General features: G+C 68.8%; 12 protein-coding genes. 7 read left to right on the forward strand and 5 right to left on the reverse strand.

What is annotated here, in order from left to right; all coding sequences use genetic code 11:
• Positions 1–243 precede the first annotated feature (243 nt).
• A complete protein-coding gene (locus tag ACSVC7_RS13380; protein ID WP_448204696.1) occupies positions 244–2,358 on the forward strand; it encodes an ATP-binding protein in 2,115 nt (704 codons plus the stop codon).
• A 231-nt stretch (positions 2,359–2,589) separates the two neighbouring features.
• On the opposite strand, the gene ACSVC7_RS13385 is transcribed toward ACSVC7_RS13380, so the two are convergent.
• Together ACSVC7_RS13385 and ACSVC7_RS13390 are read right to left on the reverse strand one after the other, a co-directional pair.
• Complete coding sequence (locus tag ACSVC7_RS13385) at positions 2,590–3,021, reverse strand: DUF29 domain-containing protein (protein ID WP_448204695.1); 432 nt, start codon at positions 3,019–3,021, stop codon at positions 2,590–2,592.
• Between the two features lie 87 nt (positions 3,022–3,108).
• A complete protein-coding gene (locus tag ACSVC7_RS13390) occupies positions 3,109–3,348 on the reverse strand; it encodes a helix-turn-helix domain-containing protein (protein ID WP_448204694.1) in 240 nt (79 codons plus the stop codon).
• A 169-nt stretch (positions 3,349–3,517) separates the two neighbouring features.
• On the opposite strand from ACSVC7_RS13390, the gene dprA reads away from it, so the two are divergent.
• Positions 3,518–4,639: a DNA-processing protein DprA gene (gene dprA, locus ACSVC7_RS13395; RefSeq protein WP_448204693.1), complete on the forward strand. Its 1,122-nt coding sequence runs from the start codon at positions 3,518–3,520 to the stop codon at positions 4,637–4,639.
• Positions 4,640–4,693: 54 nt separating this feature from the next.
• Positions 4,694–7,570 carry a type I DNA topoisomerase gene (topA, locus tag ACSVC7_RS13400; protein WP_448204692.1) on the forward strand — a complete coding sequence of 959 codons (2,877 nt, stop codon included), beginning with the start codon at positions 4,694–4,696 and terminating at the stop codon, positions 7,568–7,570.
• Here topA and ACSVC7_RS13405 read toward each other — a convergent pair.
• On the reverse strand, positions 7,567–8,226 hold the full coding sequence (locus ACSVC7_RS13405) for a TIGR02117 family protein (protein WP_448204691.1): 660 nt from the start codon (positions 8,224–8,226) through the stop codon (positions 7,567–7,569). The genes topA and ACSVC7_RS13405 overlap by 4 nt on opposite strands.
• Positions 8,227–8,351: 125 nt before the next feature.
• On the opposite strand from ACSVC7_RS13405, the gene rnr reads away from it, so the two are divergent.
• The 4 genes from rnr to ACSVC7_RS13425 all read left to right on the forward strand — a co-directional run bounded on the left by rnr (position 8,352) and on the right by ACSVC7_RS13425 (position 13,924).
• The gene (gene rnr / locus ACSVC7_RS13410) at positions 8,352–10,598 is read left to right on the forward strand and encodes a ribonuclease R (RefSeq protein ID WP_448204690.1); all 2,247 of its coding nucleotides are present in this window, start codon (positions 8,352–8,354) and stop codon (positions 10,596–10,598) included.
• A 216-nt stretch (positions 10,599–10,814) separates the two neighbouring features.
• The gene (locus ACSVC7_RS13415) at positions 10,815–12,326 is read left to right on the forward strand and encodes a S41 family peptidase (protein WP_448204689.1); all 1,512 of its coding nucleotides are present in this window, start codon (positions 10,815–10,817) and stop codon (positions 12,324–12,326) included.
• 157 nt (positions 12,327–12,483) lie between these two features.
• Positions 12,484–12,651 (forward strand): 50S ribosomal protein L33, encoded by a 168-nt coding sequence (rpmG, locus tag ACSVC7_RS13420; protein WP_324882934.1) that lies wholly within the window; start codon positions 12,484–12,486, stop codon positions 12,649–12,651.
• 160 nt (positions 12,652–12,811) lie between these two features.
• On the forward strand, positions 12,812–13,924 hold the full coding sequence (locus tag ACSVC7_RS13425) for a GAF domain-containing protein (RefSeq protein ID WP_448204688.1): 1,113 nt from the start codon (positions 12,812–12,814) through the stop codon (positions 13,922–13,924).
• 24 nt (positions 13,925–13,948) lie between these two features.
• Here ACSVC7_RS13425 and ACSVC7_RS13430 read toward each other — a convergent pair whose 3' ends face one another.
• The gene (locus ACSVC7_RS13430; protein WP_448204687.1) at positions 13,949–15,349 is read right to left on the reverse strand and encodes a PleD family two-component system response regulator; all 1,401 of its coding nucleotides are present in this window, start codon (positions 15,347–15,349) and stop codon (positions 13,949–13,951) included.
• A 30-nt stretch (positions 15,350–15,379) separates the two neighbouring features.
• Entirely contained in the window at positions 15,380–15,808 is a 429-nt protein-coding gene (locus tag ACSVC7_RS13435) for a response regulator (protein WP_448204686.1), read from the reverse strand.
• Between the last annotated feature and the right edge of the window lie 269 nt (positions 15,809–16,077).

The following is a 16,077-nucleotide window of genomic DNA, read 5'->3' on the forward strand; positions in this document are numbered from 1 at the left end:
AAGTTGCCCAGGGCAGGCGTGCCCTTGGGCATCAAATCACCGAGGGGGAGACCGGCGCGGCAATCCGCAAGCGGACCATGGACCCAAAGAAATTCGACTCCCATGACATGGGGCTCACGGCGCGGGGATACAACCCGAGACCGGGATTCCGGCCGGCAAAGACTGCCCTTCGGCCGAATTGTGCGTCTGCCCGTGCATGCTCCATAGTCTCCGAAGCGTTACAACGTTTTGGGAGCGGGAGGCATGCGGCGCGCCCATCTGGTGGCGGCTTTCGTGGCGTTCGCCGCCCTCTGCTCCGGCGTCTCCGCACTTTCGGTCTGGCACGACCGCACCGCCACGCTCCTTCAGGCGCAGCGCGAGGTCACCGCCACCGCCCGCCTGCTGGATGAGCACGCCAGCCGCGCCATCGAATCGGGCGATGCGGTCCTGCAACAGCTCGTGGACATGCTGGGCGCGTGGGACCTGCGGGATCCCGAAAAGGGACAGTCGCTGTGGAACACGCTGCGCGCCCGCACTTATCGGATGCCGCAGGTGGGGGCCGCCTGGGTCGTCGACGCGCAGGGCAGGATCGCGCTCGACAGTAGGGAGTTTCCGGCGCAGCCGCTGGACCTGTCGCAGCACGACTATGTGCGGGCGCACCGCGGCGGCGCGCGGGGACTGTACGTCAGCCCGGCTGAAATGGGCGTCCGGACGGGGCAGGAGCGCTTCACGCTCAGCCGCGCGCTGCGCGATGCCGACGACCATGTCCAGGCCGTCGCCGTGTTCGCGATCCATGGCACCTATTTCTCCCGCCTCTACGGCGAAGCGGGCTGGGGGACGGAAGCGAAGCTCGCCCTCTTCACCGCCGACCGGGAACGGCTTGCCGCCTGGCCTCCGGACAGCGCCGTGAACCCGCCGGCCGGGGCTTGGCCGCAGCCCTGGGACCCGTCCGACGCCCCGGCCGTCATCGAAGACACCCACATCACCGCCGCGCGCCGCCTGACCGCCTACCCGGTCGTGGTGGTGGCGAGCCGCCCTCTGGACGAGGTGCTGGCCGGCTGGCGCGAGCGCACGGCCTGGACCGCGGCCATCGGCGGCGGCCTGCTGGGCGGCGCGCTGCTGCTGTTCCTCTACGCCCTGGCCAGCCTGCGCCGGGAGGAGGACACGCGGTTCGCCCTTCTGCGCGCCAACCAGAGCCTTGACGAGCGGGTGCGCCGCCGCACGGAGGAGCTGGAGTCGGCCCTGCGCGTGGCGGAGACCGCCAACCTCGCCAAGATGAAGGTGCTGGCGACCGTCAGCCATGACCTGCGCCAGCCCTTGCAGGGGGTGGCGGCCTTCCACGAGCTGCTGCTGAAGGACACGACCAACCCGGAGTTGCGCCGGCTGGGCGGCATGGCCACGGCCTCCTTGCAGGCCGGGCAGCGCCTGCTGGACGACCTGCTGACGCTGTCCCGGCTGGAGGCGGGGGTGATGCCGGTGGAGGTGGGTCCCCTGGCGCTCGGCCCCGTGCTGGAGCAGTTGGCCGCCGAGCTGCGGGCGGAGGGCGAGGCCAAGGGGCTGCGGCTGACCGTCGTGCCGACCGGCGCCTGGGTGCGCAGCGACCCGGCGCGCCTGCAACCCATCCTGCGCAACTTGCTGTCCAACGCGGTCAAATACACCGCGCGCGGCGGCGTCGTGGTGGGCGTGCGCCGGCGCGGCGACCGGGTGCGGGTGGAGGTGTGGGACAGCGGCCCGGGCATCCCGGACTCGGAACTCGCCACCATCTGGGAGGAGTTCTACCAGATCGGAAACCCCGCCCGCGACGGCTCGCGGGGGGCCGGCCTGGGCCTGTCCATCGTGGAGCGCACCGCCCGCCTTCTCGACCACCCGCTGGAGGTGCGGTCGCGGGTGGGCCGTGGCTCCGTCTTCGCGGTCAGCCTGCCCCGCACGGTCCCGCCGGCCGCCCCCGCCCCGGCCGCGGGCGTCTCGGCCCCCGGCACGACCGGTGGCCCGCTGAGCGGACGGCTGATCCTGGTGGTGGAAGACGACCCGCTGCAGCGCAGCTCCCTGACGCTGCTGGTGGAGCACGCCGGCGCGACGGTCGTAGCGGCGGACAGCTTTGACGCCGCGCTGGCGATGACGCGGGCGACCCTGCGCCTGCCCTCGGCGGTGCTCAGCGACTACCGCCTGCCCGGCGGCACGGACGGCCTCAGCGGCATCCAGGGCCTGCGCCGCGCCTTCGGAACCGCGCTACCCGCCGTGCTGCTGACCGGCGAACTGTCCGCCGAGGTGGCCCGCGCGGCAAAGGCCGCCGGCTGCACCGTGCTGACCAAGCCCGCCCCACCCGCAAGAATCCTGGGAGCGCTGGCGGAGTTGGCGGTGGTGGAGGAGGTGGCTTAGCCGCCTATCGACGCCCGTAGGTTGGGTTAAGCGCAGCGAAACCCAACGCAGCCCGCCCATATACGCAAGGCGTCGCTGCATGGAACGGCCCTGGAAGCCCGTTCCTGTGCCGAATCGTTGTGTTTCGGCTTTGCCTCAACACAACCTACCAATTGATACGCTAAACGCTCTTTATGGTAGGGCATGGTGGTGAAGAGAAAGCGCGGGTCTCAGCGTTTCGGCTCGGCGGTATTACGTCTCCGGCCAGAAGTTGTTGTTCATGAGGTCCGCGAACGTCCAGGGGCAGGATGCCGGAAAGGTGCTTTCGTCCAGCCCCGTCTCCCGCTCGGCCTCGATCAGCGCCAGCCGATACGCATCCGTCATCGCCTCCGGAAGCTTGCCTTTCAGGCTCGGGTTATCGGCCAGATGGCTTGCCAGCCGAATCCGTTGCTCCTTGATGGTCAGACGCCAGCTGCTGCCCCGGAGTGCCGGCTGGAACTGCCACTTCAACAAATGCAGAAGAAGCACGGTCAACCGGTTGACCAACTCGCGCTTCTCGCTCCGGCCCATGCTCTCGATCTCCTCGGCGATGTTCTCAATGTCGACAGCATCCAGCTTGCCGGCTCGCAGCAGAGCCGCCTGTTCGATCGCCCAGGCGTAGAAATCGCCGTCGTAGGTTGCCATTGCCGTCACCCTGGCGTCATCACCGGACCAAAACTAAATTTTACTTAGCACGGACCTGAACTTCAAACGACCCTTCGCGCCGTCGGCTCACTCACCGTCCAGCAGCCGGCCGATGATCTCGCGCGGATCGACGCCCAGGACGGCGCACAGGTCGATGAATTCGATCACGTCGAGGCGGCGTTCGCCGGATTCGTATTTGCTGATGTACGACTGCGGAAGCCCAAGCCTCTCCGCGACCTCGGTCTGCTTGAGGCCCTTGTCCTGTCGCAATTCGCGCAGGATGTCGCGCAGGCGCTGCTGGCGTTCGGAATAGATCGAGGGCCGCATAACTACGCGTATGCCCCCGATCGTCAATTATCCCATTTTGGGATATCCCATTTTGGGATATCGGTGGGAACGCCAGCTTGCATATCGGAGTATGCGGGTCCTGAAATGCCTTCTCTACATACGCTTGCGTGTTGAAAACGGTGCGGCTTCGGTTGTAAAAAGGGGGCGCATGATTCAACCCAGCCGCACCCTCACCGACGCCGAACGGCTTGACTGGCTCCGTCTCATCCGGACGGAGAATGTCGGGCCGATCACCTTTCACCGCCTGCTGGACCAGTATGGCAGCGCGAAGGCCGCGCTCGACATGCTGCCGGAACTGGCAAAGCGCGGCGGGCGGGCGAAGCCCCTGCGCCTCGCGCCCAAGGCGGAGGTGGAGCGGGAGATGGCGGCCAACGCGCGCGTCGGCGCCCGGCTGCTCTGCTCCTGCGAACCGGACTATCCGGAACCGCTGGCCGCGCTCGACGACGCGCCGCCGGTGGTGTCGGTGCTGGGCCACGCGCATCTGCTGAAGAAGCGCGCGGTCGCCATGGTCGGCGCGCGCAACGCCTCGCTGAACGGCAAGAAATTCGCCGAGCGGCTGGCGCGGGAACTGGGCGAGGCCGGGTTGCTGGTCGTTTCGGGCCTCGCGCGCGGCATCGACACGGCGGCGCACGCTGGGGCTCTGGGCACCGGCACGGTGGCCGTGGTGGCGGGCGGCATCGACGTCGTCTACCCGCCGGAGAACGAACGGCTTTATCGCGACATAGTGCAGCAGGGCGCCGTGGTGGCGGAAAGTGTCATCGGCACCCAGCCGCAGGCGCGCCACTTCCCCCGCCGCAATCGCCTGATCTCCGGCCTGTCGCTGGGCGTGCTGGTGGTGGAGGCGGCGCTGCGTTCCGGCTCGCTCATCACCGCGCGGATGGCGCTGGAGCAGGGGCGCGACGTCATGGCCGTGCCGGGGTCGCCGCTCGACCCGCGCTGCCAGGGCACCAACAACCTGCTGCGCCAGGGGGCGGTGCTGGTGGAGGGGGCGGACGACGTGCTCCGCGCCCTGGAGAGCCTTCGCCCACCCGTCGTGCGCGAACGGCAGAGTGACCTGTTCGCGGCCCCGAAGCCGATGCCGCCGACCGAGTCCGAGCTGGAAAAGGCCCGCGCCGTGGTGCTGGAAAACCTCGGTCCCTCGCCGGTTGCCATTGACGAACTCGTCCGCGGGTGCCAATTGTCCGCACCGGTGGTGTTGACCGTCGTGCTGGAACTTGAGCTTGCGGGCCGGGTCCAGCGCCAGCCGGGGAATCAGGTGAACCTGATCTGATTCCGGGCCACACCACCGGCGTGTGGGAAAAGGCACTTTCAGGGGCGCGGACTCTTGCCGGGCAGCAACGTCGTCATCGTCGAATCGCCGGCCAAGGCGAAAACCATCAACAAATACCTTGGCTCGGACTACACCGTGGTGGCCAGCTTCGGCCATGTGCGCGACCTTCCGGCGCGCGACGGATCGGTGCGTCCGGACGAGGACTTCGCCATGGACTGGGAGCTGGGCGACCGCTCCAAGCGCCACATCGACGAGATCGCCAAGGCGGTCAAGAACGCCGAGCGCGTCTACCTCGCCACCGACCCGGATCGCGAAGGAGAAGCCATCGCCTGGCACCTGTCGGAGCTGCTGCGCGAAAAGCGCCTGATCGACGACTCCAAGGTCCAGCGCATCACCTTCAACGAGATCACCAAGAGCGCCGTGCAGGCTGCGCTTGAGGCCCCGCGTGACGTGTCGCGGGAATTGGTGGACGCCTATCTGGCCCGCCGCGCGCTGGATTATCTGGTCGGTTTCACCCTGTCTCCGGTGCTGTGGCGCAAGCTGCCAGGGTCCCGCTCGGCCGGCCGCGTGCAATCCGTGGCGCTGCGCCTGATCTGCGAGCGCGAGTCGGAGATCGAGGTCTTCAAGCCGCAGGAATACTGGACCATCGACGTGGGCTTCGCCACGCCGGGCGGCGCTTCCTTCTCGGCGCAACTGACCCAGCTCGACGGCAAGCGACTCGACAAGTTCGCCCTGCCGTCCCGCGAGGCGGCAGAGGCCGCGGTGGCGCGCATCCGCCCGCAGGCCTTCGCGGTCGCGACGGTGGAGCGCAAGCAGAGCCGCCGCAACCCCTCCCCGCCCTTCACCACCTCGACTTTGCAGCAGGAAGCCTCGCGCAAGCTGGGCTTTGGCGCCACCCGCACCATGCGCGTCGCGCAGAAGCTGTATGAGGGCGTGGACATCGGCGGCGAGACGGTCGGCCTCATCACCTACATGCGAACCGACGGCGTCAGCCTGTCGCAGGAGGCCATCGAGGGCGCGCGCAGCCTGATCGGCTCCCACTTCGGCGAGCGCTACGTCCCCGACCAGCCGCGCGTCTACAAGACCGCCGCCAAGAACGCCCAGGAGGCGCACGAGGCCATCCGCCCGACGGACCTGTTCCGCCGCCCGGAGACCGTCGCCGCCTATCTGGAGAACGACGAGCTGCGCCTGTACGAACTGGTCTGGAAGCGCACGCTGGCCAGCCAGATGGAAAGCGCCGTCCTCGATCAGGTCGCGGTGGACATCGCCTCGCCGTCCAAGGACGTGGTGCTGCGCGCCACCGGTTCCGTCGTCGTGTTCGACGGCTTCCTGAAGGTCTACCAGGAGGACCGCGACGACGAGGGCGACTCCGACCAGCAGGACCGCCGCCTGCCCGCCATGGAGCAGGGCGACGCGCTGTCGCGCGGCGACATCCTGCCGGAACAGCATTTCACCCAGCCGCCGCCCCGCTACACGGAAGCGAGCCTCGTGAAGAAGCTGGAGGAGCTGGGCATCGGCCGGCCCTCCACCTACGCCTCGATTCTTCAGGTCCTCCAGGACCGCAACTACGTCCGACTGGACAAGCGGCGCTTCATTCCGGAAGACCGCGGCCGACTGGTCACCGCCTTCCTGAAGAACTTCTTCAACCGGTATGTGGAGTACAACTTCACCGCGGACCTGGAGAACAAGCTCGACGAGATCTCCGACGGCCGGATCGACTGGAAGACGGTTCTGCGCGACTTCTGGCGCGCTTTCCACATCGCCGTGGACGGCACCAAGGATCTGACCATCACCCAGGTCCTGACCACGCTGGACGAGGAGCTGGGGCCGCACTTCTTCCCGGCCAACGCCAACAGCAACACCCCCGGCCACGACCCGCGCGTCTGCCCGGTGTGCAGCCAGGGCCGGCTTGGGTTGAAGCTCGGCAAGATGGGCGCCTTCATCGGCTGCTCCCGCTATCCGGAGTGCCGCTACACCCGCCCGCTGGCCGTCGCCAACGATGAGGGCGGCGAGGCGCAGGAAGGCCCGCGCGAGCTGGGCAACGATCCGGAGACCGGTCTGCCCGTCACCGTGCGACGCGGTCCCTACGGCGCCTACATCCAGCTCGGCCCGGCGCCCGCGCCGGAGGCTCCGGCCCCGGTGGTCGAGGAACCGCCCGCCGACGGCAAGAAGCCCAAGGCCAAGAAGAAGGCCAAGTCCGAGGAGCCGAAGCCCAAGCGCGTGTCCATCCCCAAGGGCATGTCGGTCGGCGACGTGGACCTGGACACGGCGCTGCGCCTGCTCTCCCTGCCCCGCGGCATCGGCAACCACCCGGAAACGGGCGAGGAGATCACCGCCGGCATCGGCCGTTTCGGCCCGTACCTGAAGCACGGCAGCGTCTACAAGTCGCTGACGCCGGACGACGACGTGCTGACCATCGGCATCAACCGCGCGGTGGACCTGCTGGCCGGCGCCGCCAAGAAGGCGTCCGCCCCGGCCAAGACGCTGGGCGACCACCCGAAGACCGGCAAGCCGGTCACCACTGGGTCCGGCCGCTTCGGCCCCTACGTCAAGCACGGCTCCGTCTACGCCTCCATCCCGAAGGGGACCGAGCCGGACAGCGTGACGCTGGAGCAGGCGCTGGAACTGCTGGAGGCCAAGGCCGCCAAAGACGCCGCCAAGAAGGGCAAGGCGCCCAAGGACGCCGAACCCGCTGCGGCGGAGGGCACCGAGGCTCCGGCCAAGACCGAAAAGGCCACCAAGGCGAAGGCCGCGACCGGCAAGAAGGAAACGGCCCCAAAGGACTCCGCCAAGAAGGAGCTGGCCAAAAAGGCCGCCCCAAAGCCGAAGGCGGATAAGGCCGACAAGCCGAAGGCGGAGAAAGCCGAAAAGCCCGCCAAGGCCGAAAAAGCCGACACGGAAAAGGCCACGCCGGCCCGCAAGCGGGCCTAACGGACCCAGCGCATGACGCCGCCCTCGAACGGCGTCCATGCGCCCACCGTAACGCCAGCCGCGCGCAGGGCCTTGCCCGTCCATTCGTTGCAGGTCTCGAACGGGCTGTAGCGCCCGACCGCCTCGTAGAACAGATCGGTCGGGCCATACCCGCTGCCGCGCAAGGGCTGCACCGCCCCGTTCGGCCCTCGCCGGAAGCTGCCCCGCACATGGTCCACCAGCGCGCGGTACTGCCCTTCGCGCAGCGTCAGCGCACCGCAGCCCGGGCTGCCCTCCGGCGTGTAGAGGGCATAGACATGCACGACCGTGGGCCCGCCGCCGAACAGGGCGGAGACGGCGGTATAGGGGCTCAGATCCTCCCACCGGCGCGTCTCCAGGTAGAAGGCGCGGTCGCCCCAGCCGAAGGAGAAATGCGTGGTCCAGGGATCGGCGCCCGGGAAGTCGCCGCGCCGCAGCTCCGTCGTCCAATCCATCACACCGGTCACCGCCGGCAGCACCAGATCCGTGTGGACCCCGTTGGTGCAGGCGAACACCTCGACACCGTCCCGAACCGCCGGCTGCCCCTCCACCGGCACGCGGGCGAGGACGAAGGCGGCGAGCAGATACGCCCCCGCCGCCAACCCGACCAGCCCCACCCCGCCCCTGACCACCCTCATGGATGCTCTCCCGCCACGCTTGTGGTGGTTCTGGCGAACCTTTGTGGCGTGAACGGGGCGTCGCGGTTGGATTTCTGGCCGACAGGGCTTACTTAAGCCATTCTCCCCTTACGGCCCGACCTCCCTTGACCGACACGACCCGCAGCAGCCGCTTTCCCGACAAGGACACGATCCTCTCCTTCATCCGCGACAGCACCACCCCCGTGGGCAAGCGCGAGATCGCGCGCGCCTTCAAGCTGTCCGGCAGCGCCGACCGCGAGCGGCTGAAAGACCTTCTGAAGGAGTTGGAGGCCGACGGCACTGTCGAGCGCGGGCGCGGCAAGCGCGTCGCCCCGCCGCAGTCCCTGCCGGAGGTCGCCGTGCTGGAGGTGGCCTCCGTCGACCCCGACGGCGAGGTGATGGCTCGCCCCCTGACCTGGACCGGCGAGGGCAACCCGCCACGCATCTTCATGATGCCGGAGAAGAAGGGCCACCCCGCGCTGGCCGTGGGCGACCGCGTGCTGGCAAAGCTCAGCCGCGTCAACGACCGGCTCTACGAGGCGCGCACCATCCGCCGGATCGAGGGCACGGTGGGGCGCGTTCTGGGCGTCTACCGCCCGGCGCCGGAGGGCGGGCGCATCGTCCCCACCGACAAGCGCAACAAGACCGAGCTGATCGTCCTGCCCATCAACCGCAACGACGCGGAGCCCGACGAGCTGGTGCTGGCCGACGTGCTGCCCGCCGGGCGCCTTGGCCTGCCGCAGGCGCGCGTGGTGGAGCGGTTGGGCCACACGGCGGAGCCGCGCGCCGTCAGCCTGATCGCCATCCACACCCACGGCCTGCCCACCGACTTCCCCAACGCCGCGATTCGGGAGGCGGAGCACGCCTCCGTCCCCTCCCTGACCGGGCGCACCGACCTGCGCGGCATCCCGCTGGTCACCATCGACGGGGCCGACGCCCGCGACTTCGACGACGCGGTGTGGGCGGAGCCCGACACGGACCCGGCGAACCAGGGCGGCTGGCACCTGCTCGTCGCCATCGCCGACGTGGCCTTCTACGTGCGCCCCGGATCGGCGCTGGACCGCGCGGCGTTCGAGCGCGGCAACTCCGTGTATTTCCCCGACCGCGTCGTGCCGATGCTGCCGGAGGCGCTGTCGAACGATCTCTGCTCCCTGCGGCCGCATGAGGATCGCGGCTGCTTCGCCGTCCATCTGTGGATCGATCGCCACGGCGTGCTGCAACGGCACCAGTTCGTGCGCGGCCTGATGCGCTCCGCCGCGCGGCTGACCTACGAACAGGTCCAGGCGGCCCGCGACGGGCTGCCGGACGAGGTGACCGGGCCGCTGCTGGAGTCGGTGATCGCCCCGCTCTACGGCGCCTACGACTGCCTGTGGGCGGCGCGCCGGCGGCGCGGCACGCTGGACCTCGACCTGCCGGAACGGCGCGTGCACCTGGACGAGCGTGGCCGGGTGGCGGAGATCGCGCCGCGTGAACGACTCGACAGCCATCGGCTGATCGAGGAGTTCATGATCTGCGCCAACGTCGCCGCGGCGGAAAGCCTGGAAAAGGCCGGCATGCCCGGCCTCTACCGCGTGCACGACCAGCCCTCCCCCGACAAGCAGGAGAGCTTGCGGGAGTTCCTGACGGGCATCGGCTACAGCCTTCCCAAGCTGCCGAAGCTGGCGCCGGAGCATTTCACCCGCATCCTCGCCAAGGCCGCCGGAACACCCGAGTCGCAACTGGTCAGCGAGGTGATCCTGCGCAGCCAGTCGCAGGCGGAGTACAGCCCGGAGAACATCGGGCACTTCGGCCTCGCGCTGACCCGCTACGCACACTTCACCTCGCCGATCCGGCGCTACGCCGACCTGATCGTGCACCGGGCGCTGATCCGCGCGCACGGGCTCGGCCCCGGCGGGCTGGACGACGTGGCCATGGCCGGGATGGAGGACATCGGCGAGCACATATCCATGACCGAGCGGCGGGCCGCCACGGCGGAGCGTGACGCCATCGACCGCTTCACCGCCGCCTTCCTGGCCGACCGGGTTGGCGAGATCTTCTCCGGCCGGATTTCCGGCGTGACGCGCTTCGGCCTGTTCATCCGGCTGGACGAGAGCGGTGCCGACGGGCTGATCCCGGCCAGCACCCTGCCCGACGACCAGTACGAGCATGACGAGCACGCGCACGCGCTGGTTGGGCAGCGTTGGGGCCGCGTTTACCGGCTGGGCGCGCCGGTGAAGGTCCGGCTGGTGGAGGCCGACCCGCTGACCGGCAGCACGCTGTTCGCCCTGCCTTCCGAGGACGGCGCCGACGTGCCGTGGCAAAGCGGCAACCCCAGCCGGCGCGCCGCCCCGCAAGGCCGCGGCGGGGCGCGCTCGGGGCACCGTGGCCGCTAGGTCACAATCGGTGGACAATCCGCAACAAAGAGGTAGCTCGCCGACTTTTGTCGCGTCCGGAGCCCCCGATGAGGTGATATTTCTTGTCCATTCGAATTCGGGCCTCACCCGCCCGGATCCGCCTCTGGACAAGGAGGCCGCGGTCGGCGCGCCATGGGCATTCGCAATCGAGGGTTTTCGCCGCGACGGCGTCTGGTAATCCCGCTCGCGGCCGTCATGCTCCTCCTCGGGCACCGGGGGGAATTGCCCCGTCCGGCAGCCGCCGCCGACAGCGTCTTCGTCTCCGAACAGGTCTTCACCGTCGCCTACGGCAAGATTGCCGAGGTGTACCTGCAGCCCGTCGATTTCGGCCGCCTGGGGCTTGACGGGTTGAAGGGGCTGACCGCGATCGACCCGACCACGCGCGTGGAGCGCGCTGGCAACAGCGTACGCCTGTACGTGTCCGACTCGCTGATCGCGGAATACCCGGCACCGGGCGGCGCCGACACGGCGGGATGGGCCGCCCTGACCACCAAGGCCGCGGAACGCGCACGCCTCTATTCGCCCACGCTGCATCAGGCGACTCCGGAGCGGATTTATCAGGCGGTCCTGGACGGGGTGATGGCCGATCTGGACGGCTATTCGCGCTACACCGGAACCCAGCGCGCCACCACCGAACGTGCCCAGCGCGAAGGCTACGGCGGCATCGGCCTGTCGCTCGACACCAACGGCGGGCGCACGGTGGTCCGCGACGTGCTGACGCGCGGGCCGGCGGACCGGTCCGGCATCCGCGATGGCGACCAGCTGCTGGCCATCGACGGCGAGCTGACGGTCAAGCTGACCGAGGCGGAGATGCGCGACCGGCTGCGCGGCCCGACCGGGACGATGGTCGTTCTGACGCTGGCCCGCGACGGCGCCCCGCCCCGCCGCGCCCCGATCCGGCGCGAACGCGTCGTCCCCAACACTGTCAGCACGACCGTGACCGATCAGGTCGGCGTGCTGAAGGTGGACCGCTTCAACGCCTCCACCGCCGCGAACCTGCGTGAGGCGGCCCTGGCCGTGCGCCACAACGTCGGCAAGGGGCTGCGCGGCTATGTGCTCGACCTGCGCGGGAACCCCGGCGGGCTGCTCGACCAGGCGGTCGCGGTGGCCGACCTGTTCATCGCCCGCGGCAAAATCATCACCACCGAAGGACGCCACCCCGACAGCCGCCAGCGCTTCGAGGCCGCCCCCGACGACATCGCGGAGGGCCTGCCCCTGGTCGTGCTGGTGGACGGCCGTTCGGCCTCCTCGGCGGAGGTCGTGGCGGCGGCCCTTCAGGACTCCGGCCGCGCGGTGGTCGTCGGCGCCTCCTCCTACGGGAAGGGCAGCGTCCAGACGGTGACGCGCCTGCCCAACGACGGTGAGCTGTTCCTGACCTGGAGCCGCATCTACACGCCCGCCGGCTACACCCTGCACCGCCAGGGCGTGCAGCCGACCGTTTGCACCAGCCGCGCCGGCCAGGACGACCCCGCCGCCCTGCTCACCGACCTGCGCGACGGCCGCGTCCGCCCGACGGCGCAGTTCGCCGGATGGCGCGCCAAGGCCGCCGACGACGAGGAAGCGCTGACCCGCCTGCGCGAGGCCTGCCCCTGGAAGGAGCATGAGCCGGAGCTGGATCTGAAGGTCGCGCTGCGTCTCCTGTCCGAACCGGCCATGTACCAGCGCGCGGTGGCCCTTGCCTCCAGCAACACGGTGGCCGAACGCTGAAGGGAAACAACGGCCTGCGCCCAACAAGGTCTTGGCGGTTACAGGCGGTTGATGGCTACAAAGACTTGACATGGCGGCTGTAGCGGCTATCTTCCCGCGCTACGACGCCGCCCCGCCGGGCTGGCGGGTCACGGAATTTCATGTCGGGATTGAGATCATGGCGAAGCAGAACACCGTCCTCATCAAGCTGGTGAGCACGGCTGACACCGGCTTCTTCTACGTGAAGAAGAAGAACCCGAAGAAGACCACCGAGAAGCTGTCGTTCAACAAGTACGACCCGGTGGCGCGCAAGCACGTCGAGTTCAAGGAAGCCAAGATCAAGTAAGGTTTCCCGGAACCGCCGGTACCGTGAAGGCCGCCTCTTTAGGCGGCCTTCTGCATTTCGGCGCATGTGTCATTGATTGGTGCAAGGCATCGGCCCGTTGTGACACCGGAGCGAGCGGCGTGTTGATGGAAGCACGTCCCACAACCGCCGAAACCTCTCGATGTCCCAGCTTGGTCAGCCCCACACCAGCACGATTCGCGACCCCATCCGGCAGGGCCACATCCGGCAGGGTCCCATTCGGTCGGATCAGCTGCTGGACGCCGCCCCCTCCCCCGAACAGCTTCTGCACCAGCAGGCCGTGCTGGCCGATTTCGGGCGCAAGGCTCTGGTCGAAACGGACCTCGACCGCATCCTGGCCGACGCCGCGCGCCTGTGCGCGGAGGGTGCACAGGTCCCCTACACGAAGATTTTGGAGCTGCTGCCGGGCGGGCGCGAACTTCTGGTGCGCGCCGGCCATGGCTGGTTTCCCGGCGTCGTCGGCCGCGTTCGGGCTCCCGTCGAGGAAAGCAACCCCTGCGGCATTGTGCTCCTGGAAGAACGCCCTGTCGTCGACATCCAGGTTCAGAGCAACGCCGCCTACCATCTTCCGGGCATCTACGGCGAATACGGCATCATCTCGACGGTGAACGTTGTGATCATGACCGACCAGGGTCCCTACGGCGTGCTGGAAGTCGACGTGGATGAGGAACGCGCCTTCACCATCGCCGATGTGACTTTTCTGACCTCCTTCGCGAACCTCCTGGGCGATGCCGTGGTCCGCAGCCGGCGGGACCGGGCCGCCGAGCGGCAGCGGCTTCTACTCGGGCTGGTCCGGCGGCGCGTGCGCGACGGCGCCAAGGCCGACGCCGCGACGCTGGCCGCCCATATCGACCGGCTGCTGGCCCCGGAGATGGACGGCACGACGGCGCTCGGCGACCATCTGGCGCAGCTCTGCGGTTCCGTGGCTGGTATTGAGCGGGCGGACGCCCACCGCATCACCGTGGAGTGCGAAACACCGCCGCTCAGCCTGGCGGCCGACCGCGTGCTGGCGCTGGGCGTCGCGCTGGACGCGCTGCTGTCGGGGGCGGTGCGACGGGCTATTCGCGACGGCGCCGAGGGGGCCGTGTCCATGCGCCTGCTCCGCCTCGGCAGCCATCGGGTCAGGGTCGCGGTCGAGGCGCCCGTGCCGATCGCGCCGGACGGGCTGGCCGACATCCGGCGACTGCTCGAACTGGCGCAGGGCGCGCTGGAAGCCAACGGCGGAACGAACGCGACCGTGACGTTGGATATTTGATGTCGGATATTTGATGTCGGATATTCAGGGAGCGAGCAGCAGGCCCGCGCGGGGGTCGGCGACGACGCAGTTGCGGCCGGCGCGCTTGGCCTCGTAGAGCGCCTCGTCGGCGCGGCGGATCAGGCCTTCCGCCGTGTCGCCCATATGGCCGCCGACGGACACGCCGATGGACACGGTCACCGGCACCTCGCCCACATCGGCCGACACCGCAAAGAGCGTGTCGGCGATGCGGTTGCGCAGGCGCTCCGCCACGGTCATCGCCGATTCCGCATCGGTGTCCGGCAGGATGACGATGAACTCCTCGCCGCCCAGGCGGGCCACCAGATCGAAGGTGCGCAGGTTGCGGCTGGCGCGGCTGGACACCTCCCGCAGCACCTCATCGCCGATGGTGTGGCCGTAAGTGTCGTTGACCACCTTGAAATGGTCGATGTCGAACAGCAGGACGGAGACGGGCTTGTGGCTGTCGACGGCCCGTTCCAGCAGGCGCGGCAGATGCGCGTTGACGTAGCGCCGGTTGAAGACGCCGGTCAGGCTGTCGGTCAACGCCATCGACAGGCTGTGCTCGTAGTTCGCCCGCAGCCGTTCCTGGTAGCGCTTGCGCCGGATCTGCGTGCGGGCGCGGGCCAGCAGCTCGTTCCGGTCGATCGGCTTGATGACGTAGTCGTTGGCACCCAGCTCCAGGCCCTTGGCGACGCGGTTGAGGTCCCCCTCGTCCACCACCAGCAGGATCGGCACCTGTCGCGTGCGCTCGTGCGAGCGCAGCTGGGAACAGAGCCGCAGCCCGTCCTCGCTCAACAGGGTCAGGCTGACCACAACGAGGTCCAGCTCGTCCCCCAGCGCCTTCTCCAGCGCCTTGGCGCAGGTGCCGGCGGAGACCACATGGTGGTGGTCGCGCTCCAGCGTCTCGGTGATCTTCTCCAGATCCAGCATCGAGTCTTCCAGCACCAGCACGCGCGCGCGCTCGTACGACTCGTTGCGCAGCGTCGTCCCGGACCGTTCGATGACGCCGAACTGGCCGGAGGTGGTCTCCCGCAGCCGCCATTCGTCCATCATCATCTTCAGGCGGACGAGGGAACGCACGCGGGCGAACAGTGCGATGTCGTTGACCGGCTTCGTCAGGAAGTCGTCGGCCCCCGCCTCCAGCCCCCGGACGCGGTCGGCCACGTCGGACAGGGCCGTCACCATGACCACCGGGATGTGCATGGTGTCGGGGTCGGAGCGGATCTTCTCGCACACCTCGAACCCGTCCATGCCCGGCATCATGACGTCCAGCAGGACGATGTCCGGCGATTCCTTGCGCACCAGCTCCAGCGCCTCGGGGCCGTTGTAGGCGGTGATGACGTCGAAGTACTCGCGCGTCAGCTTCGCCGCGAGCAGCTTCACATTCGGCAGGACATCATCGACGACAAGGACGCGAGCAGACATGGAATGTGCGACCGATCCCGTGATTTGGGTTTAGCGAAGGAACTTCTGAACGGATTGCAGGAACTTGGTCACCGAGATCGGCTTGGCGATGTAATCCTCGCAGCCGCCTTCCCGGATCTTCTCCTCGTCCCCCTTCATCGCGAAGGCCGTCACGGCGACGACGGGGATGGACTTCAGCTCTTCGTCCTCCTTGATCCAGCGCGTGACCTCCAGGCCCGACACCTCGGGCAGCTGGATGTCCATCAGGATCAGGTCCGGACGATGCCGGCGCGCCAGGGCCAGCGCCTCGGTGCCGTCGCGGGTCTGGATGGTTTCGAAACCGTGGGCTTCCAGCAGGTCGTGGAAGAGCTTCATGTTCAGCTCGTTGTCCTCGACGATGAGGACACGCTTCGCCGCCTGGCCTTCCGCAGGCGGCCCCGCCTCAGACGGTATCGTGACGCTTTTCGGTTCCGCGAGCATCGAAACCCTCCCAGGGCTGCCGCCCGTCCCGAACATGTTGGCTGATCCCGCGGGCGGACCCGCAGGAACCGGTTTAACCACATCCATTGTCAGGCGGCGACGGTTAAATTGTCGTTAGCATCTGAAGCTTCGGCGCGGCAATTCCCGTTTCCGCGGCCGAAGCTCCCTAGGGCGTGTCGTCAGTTAGGGGATTCCCAGCGGGCGGAATGCGTGATTCATAGAGCGTCGGCTGACGGGAGGGCCGACCGATGCGACGCTATGCTTTGCGC

The organism is Azospirillum mesophilum (genome assembly GCF_053470405.2).